This window comes from Roseibium sp. AWQ4_254, assembly GCF_056161025.1.
Window position 1 is genome coordinate 364,340 of record NZ_JBSWYH010000001.1, and the last position, 13,932, is coordinate 378,271.

Below are 13,932 nucleotides of genomic sequence, written 5' to 3' on the forward strand. Positions count from 1 at the left end.
AGGCAGAAGCGCAAGCGCAATCTTCAGGGCCCGGGACAGGGCCCCTGCGCATCGGAGCTTGATCATTGGTTCGGCTGTCCGCCCAGTTCGTTGAGAATTTTCGCCATCTCATCCTCAATCGGATTGCGGTCTCCCAATCCCTGCACGACACGCGGGGGCTTTGGATCGCTGGCCTTTCCAGCAGAAATGTCCAGCCTGCCAGCGGCGCTGGAGGTCAGGCCGGGGGAGGCCGGTTTGATCTGGCTCTGCGTCTGGGCCGCGGGCTGTTCGGTTGCGGTCACACTCTCCAGCTTGCCGGCGGGGGCTTTTTGAACCTCTTCCGTTTCCGTTTCGATCAGGTCGCCGAGTTCCAGGTCCAAATCGACCTGTCCGGTGGCAGCGTCTTTGGGGGGCGGCTCAGATCCGTTTGAAGCGGCCGCAGCTTCTGGTGCGTCCAGGGGCGCGGCGGGGCGGGCGCTGCTTTCAGACGCGCCGGTCTCTGGCTGTGCTGGATTTTCGGGGGCCAGAGTTTCAGGGACCGCTGTTTCAGGGATCGCTGTGTCAGCGGTTGCCGGACCCGTGTTCTCGGCAGCACTTGCGCCGTTGAGGGAGGGCGCGCCGTCATCCGGCGTGTCTTGCGCTTTCGGGGCTTGTAGTGAGGCCGGAGACGCGCTCCCATTTGCCGTGCCGCCGACCAAAGCAGGGTCAGAGGCTGGGCCGGTCTGGGCGGCTGCAACATCTGATCCATCAGTTGCAGCCGTTGCCGGGCCAGCGTCAGGAACTTTGATCTCCGGAGTGTCTTTTTCCGCTGCTGCCTCTGTGCGGAATGCAGGGGGCACAACGGCGGGGCTGGCTGAAGCGGCAAGGACCGGCTCAACCTTCTTTGCCTGGGCTGGTTCCACTGGCTTTAGCAGTGCGGTTTTCGCCCGCGCGGCAGGGCCGGAGGCAGGGGGGGTGATGGAATGGCCGCTCTGGGGCGCGCGTTCGCGGCCGCCAAGGGTTTTGGCCAGGGACTGGAAAGCCGCCCCGGCCGCGCCGCCCTGCTGAGAGGACGTTTCTGCAGGCTTGCCGGAAGGAGCCGGGATGATGCCAGGCATTTTCGGGACGCTGCCCTCCGCGTGAACGGCGGTTTCGGCTGGAGCCGGGGTTTGACCGTTTGCGGTCTTGCCAGTGGCCGGACTGGCGCGGTTGAACCCGTTTTGCGTGGCGGCCCGCAACAAGGCGGCGGCCCGGGTGAGAGGTTGCGGCGCGTCTGTCTCTTTTTCCGGTGTGGCCTTGGCAGCTGCAGGGGTGGCTGCGACGGGGGCTTTGGGCGCCCCGGCAAGGCCGTTGCGCTGTCGGTTGGAGGGCCCATTGACCACGGGGGCCTTCAGCCGGGACGCGGACGGCGTGTCTTCTTTCGGAGCGGGTTCCGGCGTGGGGGCGGAAGATATCTCCAGGGCCGGGCCGGCTGGCGCCGGACGAGCCTCGACCGGGCTTGCTTGCGCAGGAGCATCAAAGGAGCGTGGCTCCGGCTTGGGCGCTTTTCTGGGCAGGTCCAGTTCGGGAACCGAGGCCTTCAAAGCGATGGCGGCGCGGGCAGAATCGGCGAGGCTGCTGCTTTGCAGGGTGTCCTCTGCCGATGAAGCGCCTGACAGGCCGCTTTGAGGGGCGGACGGGCCCGCCGCTTGAACGGCAGTCTCATCCGGGCGCAGCGGAATATCCGGTCCCGGAGCCATGGGCATCTTGAGGGCGCCGGGCAAGGTTGAGGCTGCCTGCTGGGGCAGGGGGGGCTGTGCCTGGGCGTTCGTGTGCTGTCCGGCACGGGGCTGGACAATGGGCGCGCTACGGATGATCTGCTGTTCTACCACCACATCGCTCGGGCCACCGATCAGGATCAGGTGTTCGACATTGTCCCGCCGGATCAGAACCAGGCGCCGCCGGGCATCGACTGCGGTGCTGTCCATGACCGCCACCCGGGGTTGCCGGTTCTTGGGATGGGGCAGGTTTGTGCCCATCAGCCGTTTGAGCACAAACACAAAGAGGCTGAAGAGCAGCAGTACGGCCGCCAGCGCCAGAACCACCGCGATTGCCTGGGTCACGCCGCCGCTCACGTTGAAAGTCGATTCAATCCAGTTGTACATCTTTTCCTCGTGCCGCCCCGCCTGCGGACGTCAAGTCGATCGCCTGTTATCTGGGCCCTTCGCCGGATGTGGGGAACGATCGGTTTATCCCCAGTTCTTCCGGTGGACGTCCCGGGGTGCCCCGCTCGCCCCGATTGGCTTGCACTTTTTTGTCTTTCCGCAGTCCGGCCGGTCGTTTCGGCGCCTCTGGCGCCGTTTCTTCTGTCGACAGGTCCGCTGATGTGCTTGCTGACGCCCTTCGAATCTCACTACTCCTGAAAGTTAACAGAAGCAGGCAAATATTGCCCGTTCCAGAGGGCTTGATTTTGCGAAATGCAAAGGAAAGTTGATCTCCTCCACCGGTTTCTGAAGGGTTTCGTGCGATGTGTGTTTTTGGCGTTAACCCTTCATTAACCATTTGGTCGGCAATGATTGCCTATCAGGTTAACGAATGGTGAATGACATGGGTGCGATGGATCTGCCGCTGTTTCAGGCCTTGAAGTCAAAAATGCAGTGGCACCAGACACGGCAAGGGGTTCTGGCGGAGAACATCGCCAACGCCAACACCCCGGGATACCAGTCCCGGGACGTGAAAAGCTATTCGTTCGGTGATCATATCGGTCTGCAGGAAGCTGGCCTGTCCACGGACGTCACGGAGGTTGGCCACATTTCAGGAGAAATGACCGGAACGATTGCCACGAAGGTGGAAGAACGGGATGGCTTTGAAATCACACCGAACGGGAACAGCGTCAATCTGGAAGAGCAAATGATGAACATCACGCAGAACCAGATGGACTTCCAGGCCGCCACGATGCTGTACACCAAAGGGCTGGGACTGATCCGCACCGCGCTCTCCAAGAACGCTTGAGGCTGATGATTTATAAGAGGAGATCTGCACGATGGATCTGATCAAATCCCTGTTCATATCAGCCAGCGGGCTGAAGGCACAGAACGGGCGCATGCGAGTCATCGCGGAGAACATCGCCAACGCGAATTCGACCGCGCGCACCCCGGAAGAAGAGCCGTACCGGCGCAAGATCCCGACCTTTCAGAGCCATTTCGACAAGGAAATTGGTGCTGAAACGGTCGAACTGGGCAAGATTGCCGAGGACACGTCCCCGTTCAAGTCCACCTATATGCCGGGCCATCCGGCTGCGGATGAGAAGGGCTATGTGTTGCAGCCCAATGTGAACACGCTGATTGAGACCACGGATATGCGCGAAGCGCAGCGGTCTTACGAAGCGAATCTGAACGTCATCGAATCGACGCGGCGCATGCTGCAGCGGACCATCGACATCCTGCGGGCGTGACCCGGTAAATTCAGTTAAGAGGGCATGGGGCTATGAGCACGCCGTCAATTGCAAACAATGCGTATCAGATGGCCGCACGGCTGCAGCAGCAGGCCAAGGCCATTGAGGACAGCCCGGCGGACCGGTCCGCCATGGATTTCGGCCAAATGGTGAAAGATGCGGTTGAAACGGTTGTCGACCAGGGCCAGCAGGCCGACCAGAAGGCCATCGGCATGATCGAGGGCAAGACCGGTGTGGTTGACGTCGTGACAGCTGTTGCGGAAACCGAAGTGGCTCTTGAGACCATGGTGACGGTCCGCGACCGGGTTATTTCCGCCTATGAGGAAATCATGCGGATGCCGATCTGATCTTGCCTGGAAGGGGCCGTGCAATGACATCTGGTGAAGTTCTTGATCTGGCCCGCGAAGGCGTCTGGACCATGATCCTCGTGGCCGGTCCGGTCATGGTGGTCGGTCTTGTGGTCGGTGTGGTGATCGCACTGTTTCAGGCCTTGACCCAGATCCAGGAAATGACCCTTGTCTTTGTTCCCAAGATCCTGGCGATTTTCGTGACCATTTTGATCACGCTGCCCTTCATGAGCCAGCTTCTGGAAGCGTTCATGGGGCGGGTGACCGAATTGATCCTGACAACGGGGTAGGGCTGTGCCGTCTGCCATTGTGAGCGCGCGCCCATGACGGTCACGCTCGACTTCCTGCCCGATGTGGCGGCTGCCTTCATGCTGATCTTTGCCCGACTGGGCACCATGGTCATGCTGCTGCCGGCCCTTGGGGAAAGTTCGATCCCGACCCGGTTCCGCCTGACCATTGCCCTTGCACTTACGCTTGTCATGTATCCGGTTGCCGCATCGCTTTATCCTGCGGACCTGACCTCCAATTTTCCGCAGCTTCTGGCCCTTGTGTTCGGAGAGCTGGCCATCGGCTTCAGCATTGGATTATGTGCCAAGCTGATCACCTCGGTGCTGCAGATTGCCGGTGTCATCATGGCCAACCAGTCCGGTCTGGCATTCGCGCTTGGAACCGATATTGCCAATGAGGGGCAGCAGGGCGCGCTTTATGGCAACTTCCTGGCTGTTCTGGGCATCACGCTGGTGTTTGTCTCTGATTCCCACTACCTGGTCATCGCGGCCATCCACGACAGTTTCACGATTTTTCCGCCTGGAAAATTGCCGCCGGTCGGGGATTTTGCCCAGAACGCGACCGAGACGGTCGCCCATGTGTTTACGATTGCGGTGCGCATGAGCGCGCCGTTTCTTGTCATCGGACTGGTCTTCTATTTCGGCCTTGGCCTGCTCAACAAGCTGATGCCGCAAATGCAGATCTTCTTTATCGCCATGCCAGTGAATATTGCCATCGGCTTTTTCCTGCTTATGGCACTGATCGCAACCCTGATGATGTTCTATCTCGAGCATTTCCAGAGTGCGCTCGGCAAATTCATAGTAGGGTGAAGCTGCGCCATGGCTGACGACAGCGACGACTCAGAAAAGACAGAGGACCCCACGCAAAAGCGCTTGAAAGAAGCGCATGACAAGGGGGACGTTCCCAAATCGCAGGAAGTCAGCACCTGGTTTACCCTGGCCGGAGCGACCCTGATGATCGCGATCTTCGCGCCGGGCGCTGCCTCGTCCCTTGGTGAGTTGATGAAGGGATATCTGGAACATTCGCACCAGATCGCTGTGGACGGTTATGCCCTGAAAGCCCTGTGGCGCGATACGGGACAGTCGGTTGCGCTCATTGTCGGCTTGCCGCTGATTGCGCTTGTCATCATGGCGGTTGCGGGAAACCTTGTGCAGCATCAGCCCTTGCTGACGGCGGAAACCATCAAGCCCAAATTGTCCAAGGTGTCACCGGCCTCCGGTTTCAAGCGGCTGTTCTCCGGGGACAGTCTGGTCAATTTCGCCAAGGGCATGGCGAAGATCCTGCTTGTCGGGGCGGTCATGGTGGCGGTGATTTGGCCGCACCGGGACGAGGCGGAAATCATCATCTTTGCCGAAACCGGCATCATCTTGCAGGAAACCCGGGTTCTGGTCCTGCAGATGCTGGCCGCGATTCTGGCCGTGATGACTGTGGTCGCGGGCGCGGACTTCATGTATCAGAAGCACAAATGGTTCAATAAGCAGAAGATGTCCCTTCGGGAAGTGAAGGAAGAATACAAGCAGAGCGAAGGGGATCCGCAGGTCAAGGGCAAGATCCGCCAGTTGCGCATGGAGCGCTCGCGCAAGCGGATGATGTCGGCGGTGCCGCAGGCGACCGTGGTTGTGACCAACCCGACCCACTATGCGGTGGCCCTGCAATATGAACAAGGCATGGGAGCGCCCTTGTGCCTGGCAAAGGGCACGGATGCGGTTGCCCTGAAAATCCGTGAGGTTGCCAAGGAGAACGAGATCCCGGTCGTGGAGAACCCGCCGCTGGCCCGTGCGCTATATGCTACGGTTGAGATCGACCATGAAGTGCCCGAAGAGCATTTCAAGGCGGTTGCCGAGGTGATCGGATTCGTCTTCAGGATGCGCCGCCGCGCCGCGTGGCGGGCCAAATAGACCGCAGCGCCGCGCTTTGCCGGTGACGTATGTGGCGCCAGGGCCTCTAAACGCGTGAATTTCAATCGGCGCAGCTGTCATACCGGTTGAAATCGGGTGGCAAGCACAGAATGCTTATACATGGCCGTTTCTAAGACGAATCGGTCCGGGGAGACTGGATGAATGAGTGATTTGGACGGGGCGCCAAGCGGGCCGATGATCAATCGGCCGGAGCGGTCCGGCAATATTGGCCTGCTGATCGGGCTGGCGCTGCTGCTTGTGGGCGCGGCGGCCGCCTTTACGGTTATGGACCGGGACGTTGCCCAGCCGTTCATTCTGGCGCTGCTCGGCATCCTGGCTGTGGTCGGCGTGTTCTGCCTGTTTGCCGGGGCCATTGGCTTTCTGCGCCTGTCCGCCCGTCCGGGCGAATCCAATCCGCTGGCCTCCACCTTTGTCGACACCATGGATGACGGCGCGCTGATCACGGATATGGACGGCCGTCTTGTTTATGCCAACAAGGCCTATGCGGATCTGACCGGGGCGGATACGGCCGCGGACATCCGCGTTGTCGAGCGGGTGTTTTCCTCCGATCCGGATGCGGCGGATGCTATTTTCCGTCTGTCCCAGGCCATGCGTGACGGCCGCAAGGCCCAGGAAGAAATCCGCATGTCGGTGCCGCTTGGCCGGGTTGAAGGTCAGGCCCGCTGGTACCGCGTCTCTGTACGCCCGCTTCCAGCTTCTGCGGAGCGCGGCGGCAAGCCGATGGCTATCTGGCAGATTTCCGACATTACCCGGGACCGTGCGGAGCAGGAAAATTCTTTCCAGGAATTGCAGCGGGTTATCAATTTCCTCGACCATGCCCCGGCCGGGTTCTTCTCCTGTGATGCCAGCGGCCGCATTGTCTATCTGAACGCAACGCTGGCCGACTGGCTTGGCTATGATCTGGCCCAGTTCGACGCGGGCGATCTGGATCTGAGCGAAATCGTGCGCGGCGACGGCACAGAGCTGATCCGCTCCGTGAAGGGGCAGGCGGGCGAGGTCAAGAGCGAAACGTTTGATCTTGATTTTGTCACCCGAAATGGCCGGGGGCTGGCCGTGCGCCTGCTGCACCGGGTGCCGTTCGGGGAAAACGGCCTGGCGGGCGACAGCCGCACGCTCGTGCTCAACCGGTCACGCGGCGAGGAAGCCTCCGAAGCGCTGCGGGCGGCCGAAGTCCGCTTTGCCCGGTTCTTCAACAACACGCCGATTTCCATTGCCTCGCTGGACAGTGAGGGCCGGGTGCTGCGCACCAATGCACCGTTCCTGAAACTGTTCGGGGCGGTCGATTCCACGGATGGCGCGCCGAAGCTGGAAGCCTATATTGCCGAAAGCGGCCGGGAAGAGCTGTCCAAGGCCCTGTCGGCTGCTGCCAAGGGAATCGGCGAAATCGCTCCTATCGACATTCCGCTGGTGGAAGGCAACGATCCGCGCTCCGCAACCTTCTATGTCTCTGCGGTGCAGGAAGGAGAGGGCGATGGGGAAACGGCCATCGTCTATGCCCTGGAGACGACCCAGCAGCGCGCCCTTGAGGCCCAGTTCGCCCAGAGCCAGAAGATGCAGGCCATCGGCCAGCTGGCGGGCGGGGTCGCCCATGACTTCAACAATGTTCTGACGGCGATCATCGGCTTCTCTGATCTGCTCCTGGCGAGCCACCGGCCGACCGATCCGTCTTTCCAGGACATCATGAACATCAAGCAGAATGCCAACCGGGCAGCGGGCCTTGTGCGCCAGTTGCTGGCCTTCTCGCGCCGCCAGACGCTCCGTCCGCAACAACTGGAACTCAACGATGTGCTGGCAGATCTGTCGATCCTGCTGGACCGGCTGCTGGGCGAGAAAGTGGAGCTGAAAGTGATCCATGGCCGGGACCTGTGGCCCGTTATGGCCGATCTCAACCAGCTGGAACAGGTGATTGTCAATCTGGCCGTGAATGCGGGCGACGCCATGGCCGAGGGCGGGCGCCTGACCATCCGCACACGCAATGTGTCGGCGGACGAGTCGACACAGTTCGACAACACACGGGGCATGCCTGCGGGCGAATATACGCTGGTGGAAGTGGAAGACACGGGCCACGGTATGCCGCCGGAAATCATGGAAAAAATCTTCGATCCGTTCTTCTCCACCAAGGAAGTCGGCAAGGGCACCGGCCTTGGCCTGTCCACGGTCTATGGCATCGTGAAACAGACCGGCGGGTTCATCTTCTGCAATTCGGAAGTGGATCTCGGCACGACCTTCCGTTTGTTCCTGCCGCGACACATTCCCGAATTCGTGGAAGAAAAGAAGCCGGAGCCGAAGGAAGCCGAGACGGAAAAGGTGGCCGACCTGACCGGGTCCGCCTCGATCCTGCTGGTCGAAGACGAAGAGGCTGTCAGGGCCTTCGGCGCCCGTGCGCTCGCCTCGCGCGGCTATACGGTCTATGAGGCCGGGTCCGGCAACGAAGCCCTGGAAGTGATGGAAGAGACGGATGGCCAGATAGATCTGGTGGTCTCTGACGTGGTGATGCCGGAAATGGACGGGCCGACGCTTCTGGTGGAGTTGCGCAAGACCCAGCCGGACCTGAAGATCATCTTTGTGTCCGGCTATGCGGAAGATGCCTTTGAGGAAAACCTTCCCGAAGGCGAACAGTTCTTCTTCCTGCCCAAACCCTTCACGCTCAAGCAGCTGGCGACCACGGTGAAAGATGTCTTGAACGGCTAGACGTCAAAGGGCACTCTGGCCGGATTGAAACATCTGTTCCGGCTGGAGGAAACTCATGCAATTCCCTGATTTTATTAAGAATTTTCCTGCTCTGGATATTCCGTTTCCAGAGGATGTGGTGACTTCCCACGCGATCCGCTCAGAGGCCGGTTTGGTCGTGTTTTTCGAATTTCACAAGGACATGGTGCTGCCGCCCCATTCCCATCTGGCTCAATGGGGCACACTTGTGGACGGCGAGATAGAATTCACCATTGGCGGTGAAACGAAAACCCTGGGTCCCGGTGCGGTCTGGGACATTCCAAGCGGCACGGAGCACGGGGCGGTCATCAAGGCCGGATCCAAGGCCATTGATGTGTTCGAGGAACCGGACCGCTATGGCCTCAGGGGCTGATGGTCAGGGTTGCTCAGATAAGGGGAGTGGCAGAGCGGCCGGACGCTCCCGGGCCCGGCCGCGTCTTTTGGACGGGTCCTTCAGAGGGCGCCAATCTCCCTGTAGTAACGGGCGGCGCCCGGATGCAGCTTGATGGTGCCTTCCGCCTTTGCCGCGTATTCCGGTGTCAGGGCCTTGGCCCAGGGCGCGTCGGAGGTGATGGAATCGATGTTTTCCCAGAAGGTCTTTGTCATTTGATATACCAGTTCCTCGTCCAGATCCGTTCTGACGGCAATGCTGACGCCCGTGTCGTTGGATTTGACGGGGCCTTCATTGACCTGGTTGGCGTAAAGCCCTGACGGGACCTCGGCCCGGTGGCGGAATTTGCCCAGGAAAGTGTCGACGGCCGCACCGCTGTCATCTTCCGGGCCGATAAAGCGGACCTTTTCCGTTTCCGTGAACTGGATGAATTGCTGGCACGGATCGATGCAGCCATTCACATACATGTCGATCTTGCCGTCCAGAAATGCCTGGAAGCCGGTTTTCCAGTTGGCTTTGATGGCGTCATAATCCTCGCCTTCCTTAAGGCCGGTGGTGGCCTCAATCCATCCCTTTGCCGCGTTGAAAGCACCGCCGCCTTGCGGGCCGAGAAACACTGTGGTGCCTTCAATGTCGTCCAGATAGTCGATGCCGCTGTCAGCGCGCACCGCAAAATGATAGGCGCCCCAGGGAAAGGCCATCAACTGGCTGACATTTTGGGCCAGCTCTTCATTGTTCTGCGTGTTCTTGTACATCGCCTTCTTTTGGCTGAGCAGCATATGGATCGTCGGGGATCCCATGGACATATCCAGGTTGCCTTTGGCAACCTCCAGCATATGCACGGTGGCCGCGCCGCCTGCCGCAACTTCAATCGTGACGCCGTCGAGCTTTTCGGTCACGATATTGGCGAAGGTGGCCATTGTAATGGCTTGCCCGAGGCTTGGGGCAATGGTGGCCATTTTCAAGGTGATGTCTTCTGCCTGTGATGGGGTTGCAAAAAGCGCTGCTGCAAGAGCAGCCGCAAGGCTCAGTCTGCGCATGATATGTCCTCCCTTGGTCATGCGTATGTTGTCTGGTCTTTGGGCTCCGGCCGGGCCAGCAGATAGTGCCTGGCTAGGACCAGGGCACTTAAAGTCACGGCGCTGCCAGCGGTAAAGGGCTCTGGAACCAGAACAAGAAGGCCGAGCCCGGCGCGGGCGATGCGTTCGGGAACCGGCAGGGATTTGCGGTCAAAGCCCGTCAGCGCTGAGGCGAGCATCCACATGGCCAGGGCAAAGGCTGCAATGATCCAGAAGAACCCGTTCCAGCCGACACTGGCAATGTCCAGCATGGCCCGGCTGTCTGGTGCGTCCTCTCCGAACCAGACAAACAGAACCTGAAGTTTGTACAGAACGGCCGGATGATAGACGAAGACAAAGGGGATCAGGAAACCGGCAATACCGATGCGGGCAGCCTGAAATCCGGTCCGCACCGGATCGGCTCCGGCAATAGGGGCCGCAGCGAAGGCCGCAAGGGCGACCGGCGGCGTGACCGTCGACATGACGGCAAAGAAAACGACAAACAGATGAAGGGTAAGCGGAGGAATACCTATGGTCTCGATTCCCGAACTGAGCGCAATCACGATGATGAAATAGGTGGCTCCAGGGGGCAGCCCCATGCCCAGCACGATGGAGCCAAGCGCGACCACCGCAAGCACCATGGGCAGTGGGCCGCTGGCCAGCTCGGTGAGCAGCTGGGCAAGACGTCCGGAGAATCCGGACACCTGGATGAGGCCTACGATCAGCCCGATCGCCGTCACAATGACAACAATGGAGGCGGACATGCGCCCGGCGGCCACAAAGGCTGCCCAAAGGGCGCGGCCGGAGCGGAAAACGGGAAAGAGAACAAGCGCGGTGGCAAGCGCTGCAACCAGGCCGAAGAACCCTGCTTTGGGTACAGATGGCTGGGCAAACAGAAAATAGGTAAGCACGCCAAGGGGAATGATGAAGACCAGGCACTGGACCCGGTCCCGGCCGGTGAGGGGCGGCCGGTCTGACAGCGGCAGTTTGCCGATCTCGAGTTTCCTGGCTTCAAAGAAAACCGTCAGGAAGGTGCCGAAATAATAGAAGATGGCGGGAAGGATCGCTGCGACGACAATGTAGCGGTACTCCAGCCCGATTTGACCGGCGACAAAAAACGCAACGACGCCCATGACCGGCGGCATCACCTGCCCGCCGGTCGATGCGGCCGCTTCCACGGCCCCCGCAAAGGCGGGCCGGAACCCGGATTTCTTGATCACCGGAATGGTCATGACGCCGGTCGAGACGACGTTGGAGATCGCCGCGCCGGACAGCGTGCCGAATAGGGCCGAACTGGCGATGGCCGCATGGGCGGCCCCCCCGACCAGTCCGCCGGTAAGCCGGTTGGCGATCTTGAGCAAAAGGTCCCCGGCGCCGGAGGCCATCATCACGGCGCCAAACACGATATAGATCAGCACATTGCCGGAGACGACCTGCAGGGGCTGGCCGAACATGCCGCCGGTCTGGGCCCAGAAATTCTGGACCATGGCCAGCAGGCTTTGCTGAAAGGTTGCCTCCGACCCGGCAAGGATGCCTGTCCAGTCCGGGAGGACGCCGCGGATGAAAAAATACACGATCCAGAACAGGCAGAACGCCACGATGAACCCGCCGAACAGACGCCAGGTCAAATAGAGCGTGATGGCGGTCGCAAGCGGGAACATCACATAGTCGAGCGGCTCGGCAGCGGGAAGGGCGCCGCCATCGGTGGCGAAGATCTTGACGATCCAGGACAGATAGGCGGTGAGGGCCAGGGCTGTCAGAGCCCAGTTCGCCCAGTGCCAGGACGGCTTTTTGTGCAAGGTCAGCAGGCAGGTGGCATAGGCGAACAGGATGGGCAGGCCCAGAATGAGGCCGGTCGGCAGCAGAAAGCTCTTTTCGAAGCTGCGATAGCTGCTGCCCAGCCAGTGCGCGCGCAGGAGAAGCCGCTGGTCCCGGCGGGAGAGCTCGTCAAATGCCGGTGTGGTCACCTCGATGACAAAGCGCACGAATTCCGATATCGGCCCGGAGGCTGCGTAGAGGACGATCACCAGCGCAAAGCAAAACGCAAGCCCGTCTGAGAGGCGTTCGTTGAGGGGGCGTGCGGGGAGCTGGGCCGGGGTCGTTACCGGTCTGTCCTCTTCTTTGGTCACATCACTCTCCACCCGGGGCCGTCTTGCGCGTGTGGTCCTGCGCGACTGGCCCGCGATAGGCTTGTGTCATCTCGTCCGGCACTTCGCTGCCATCCTTCAGGAAAGGCAGGATGCCCTTTCTGGCGGATTGTCCGCGCATGGCCTTGATGGCGTCTTCTGACATGGTCACCCGCTGGGCAAGCCGCCGTCCCCAGTCCGCAAGATAGCCATAAAGACGGTCGATTGCGTCCTGGTGCTCCGGCTGGCCGGCCAGATCATGGAATTCCTGAGGGTCGGTCTCAAGGTCAAACAGCATGGGGCGGAAGCCGCCTTCGGCGTGCATCATCTTGTAGCGCCCGTCAAAGACCATGAACAGGCGCGCATCACGCGGCTCCAGGCCCAGTTTGACGCATTGCGGGGTGGGCGAATAGTCATATTCGCTGATCACATAGTCCCGCGTCTGCGGGGCCTGGCCGTGAAGAAAGGGCTGCAGGCTCCGGCCTTCGAGTATATGGCCGGGCACCTGGCCTCCGGCGGCTTCCACAAAGGTTGGAGCAAGATCAATCGCCTCCACAAGGGCTCTGCAGGTGGTGCCCCGGGTGCCCTCGGCCTGCGTGCGGGGATCGTAGATGATCAGGGGCACTTTCACCGACGGTTCGTGAAAGAGGTCCTTTTCGCCCAGCCAGTGATCGCCCAGATAATCGCCATGGTCGGAGGTCAGGACGATCATCGTGTCTTTCATCTGGTCCGTTGCCTCCAGATGATCCAGGAGCCGCCCGAGCTGATCATCGCATTGTTTGATCAGGCCCATATAGGCGGGAATGACCTTGTCGCGCACCTCGTCCTGCTGAAAGGCTTTGGCGATGGCATTGTCCATATAGGCCCCGTAGACCGGATGCGGTGCGGTGCGCTCTCCCGGATGGCGGATGGCCGGCTGAATGTGCTCCTTGCCGAACATCTTGTGATAGGGGGCCGGAACGATATAGGGCCAATGGGGCTTGATATAGCTGACATGGGCGCACCAGCGCCCCTTCGCGCGGGTCAGGAAGTCAATCGTCTGGGTGGTCAGCCACGGGGTTTCACTGTCTTCTTCCCGGATATTGGCGGGCTTGTCGGCATTGTCGAACATCCAGCCGCTCGCCACTTTGCCCTCTTCAACGCCCGCATTGGCAAAGTCGGCCCAGGGGTTCTGGCTCTCATAGCCTTTCGATTTCAGATATTCGTTATAGGGAGAGCGTTTTTCATCATAAAATCCGTCCGGGCCCTGGCCCCAGAGACCGTCATCGCGGACCCAGACATCGAAGCCGCATTCCTCCTGGCGGGCGCCAATCACGCTGTCCGGACTGAGGCCGAGCCGCGCCATGCCTTGCCGGTCGGCGGCCATATGGGTCTTGCCGATCAGCCAGCAGTCCATGCCGAGCGCGCGTAGGTGGTCGCCCATGGTCAGTTCGCCTACGCGCAAGGGGAAGCCGTTCCACTGAGCGCCATGGGACGAGGTGTAGCGGCCGGTATAGGTGCTCATCCGGCTGGCGCCGCAGATCGGCGACTGGACATAGGCGTTGGTGAAGCGGACGCCCAGGCTGGCAACCCGGTCAAAATTCGGCGTCTGCAAATGCGGGTGACCTGCACAGCTCAAATAGTCAAAGCGCAGCTGGTCATACATGATGAAAAGAATATTCAGCGGATCCCTCCCAAGTTCCACATCCGGGAGCATACGCAAA

General features: G+C 60.7%; 12 protein-coding genes. 8 read left to right on the top strand and 4 right to left on the bottom strand.

What is annotated here, in order from left to right; all coding sequences use genetic code 11:
- Positions 1 to 62: 62 nt before the first annotated feature.
- Positions 63 to 2,102, bottom strand: coding sequence for a DNA polymerase III subunit gamma/tau domain-containing protein (locus ACXAIC_RS01610; RefSeq protein ID WP_475172885.1), 2,040 nt, complete (start codon positions 2,100 to 2,102; stop codon positions 63 to 65).
- A 442-nt stretch (positions 2,103 to 2,544) separates the two neighbouring features.
- On the opposite strand from ACXAIC_RS01610, the gene flgB reads away from it, so the two are divergent.
- The 8 genes from flgB (at position 2,545) to ACXAIC_RS01650 (ending at position 9,027) form a co-directional block, all read left to right on the top strand.
- A complete protein-coding gene (gene flgB, locus ACXAIC_RS01615; protein WP_475172888.1) occupies positions 2,545 to 2,949 on the top strand; it encodes a flagellar basal body rod protein FlgB in 405 nt (134 codons plus the stop codon).
- A gap of 31 nt (positions 2,950 to 2,980) precedes the next feature.
- Complete coding sequence (gene flgC, locus ACXAIC_RS01620) at positions 2,981 to 3,391, top strand: flagellar basal body rod protein FlgC (RefSeq protein ID WP_475172890.1); 411 nt, start codon at positions 2,981 to 2,983, stop codon at positions 3,389 to 3,391.
- 32 nt (positions 3,392 to 3,423) lie between these two features.
- Positions 3,424 to 3,738 (top strand): flagellar hook-basal body complex protein FliE, encoded by a 315-nt coding sequence (gene fliE, locus ACXAIC_RS01625; protein WP_475172893.1) that lies wholly within the window; start codon positions 3,424 to 3,426, stop codon positions 3,736 to 3,738.
- 23 nt (positions 3,739 to 3,761) lie between these two features.
- Complete coding sequence (gene fliQ / locus ACXAIC_RS01630) at positions 3,762 to 4,028, top strand: flagellar biosynthesis protein FliQ (RefSeq protein ID WP_475172895.1); 267 nt, start codon at positions 3,762 to 3,764, stop codon at positions 4,026 to 4,028.
- Positions 4,029 to 4,061: 33 nt separating this feature from the next.
- Positions 4,062 to 4,835, top strand: coding sequence for a flagellar biosynthetic protein FliR (gene fliR / locus ACXAIC_RS01635; RefSeq protein ID WP_475172898.1), 774 nt, complete (start codon positions 4,062 to 4,064; stop codon positions 4,833 to 4,835).
- A gap of 9 nt (positions 4,836 to 4,844) precedes the next feature.
- Positions 4,845 to 5,924 carry a flagellar biosynthesis protein FlhB gene (gene flhB / locus ACXAIC_RS01640; RefSeq protein WP_475172900.1) on the top strand — a complete coding sequence of 360 codons (1,080 nt, stop codon included), beginning with the start codon at positions 4,845 to 4,847 and terminating at the stop codon, positions 5,922 to 5,924.
- 162 nt (positions 5,925 to 6,086) lie between these two features.
- Positions 6,087 to 8,636 carry a cell cycle histidine kinase CckA gene (cckA, locus tag ACXAIC_RS01645; protein WP_475172902.1) on the top strand — a complete coding sequence of 850 codons (2,550 nt, stop codon included), beginning with the start codon at positions 6,087 to 6,089 and terminating at the stop codon, positions 8,634 to 8,636.
- Between the two features lie 55 nt (positions 8,637 to 8,691).
- Positions 8,692 to 9,027 (top strand): cupin domain-containing protein, encoded by a 336-nt coding sequence (locus ACXAIC_RS01650; RefSeq protein WP_475172904.1) that lies wholly within the window; start codon positions 8,692 to 8,694, stop codon positions 9,025 to 9,027.
- 80 nt (positions 9,028 to 9,107) lie between these two features.
- On the opposite strand, the gene ACXAIC_RS01655 is transcribed toward ACXAIC_RS01650, so the two are convergent.
- Genes ACXAIC_RS01655 through ACXAIC_RS01665 form a run of 3 tightly spaced genes read right to left on the bottom strand, consistent with a single transcriptional unit; the run spans position 9,108 to position 13,925 of the window.
- Positions 9,108 to 10,085 (bottom strand): TAXI family TRAP transporter solute-binding subunit, encoded by a 978-nt coding sequence (locus ACXAIC_RS01655; protein ID WP_475172906.1) that lies wholly within the window; start codon positions 10,083 to 10,085, stop codon positions 9,108 to 9,110.
- Positions 10,086 to 10,102: 17 nt separating this feature from the next.
- Positions 10,103 to 12,232 carry a TRAP transporter permease gene (locus tag ACXAIC_RS01660; RefSeq protein WP_475172908.1) on the bottom strand — a complete coding sequence of 710 codons (2,130 nt, stop codon included), beginning with the start codon at positions 12,230 to 12,232 and terminating at the stop codon, positions 10,103 to 10,105.
- A gap of 1 nt (position 12,233) precedes the next feature.
- The gene (locus ACXAIC_RS01665; RefSeq protein WP_475173013.1) at positions 12,234 to 13,925 is read right to left on the bottom strand and encodes a sulfatase-like hydrolase/transferase; all 1,692 of its coding nucleotides are present in this window, start codon (positions 13,923 to 13,925) and stop codon (positions 12,234 to 12,236) included.
- Positions 13,926 to 13,932: the final 7 nt, after the last annotated feature.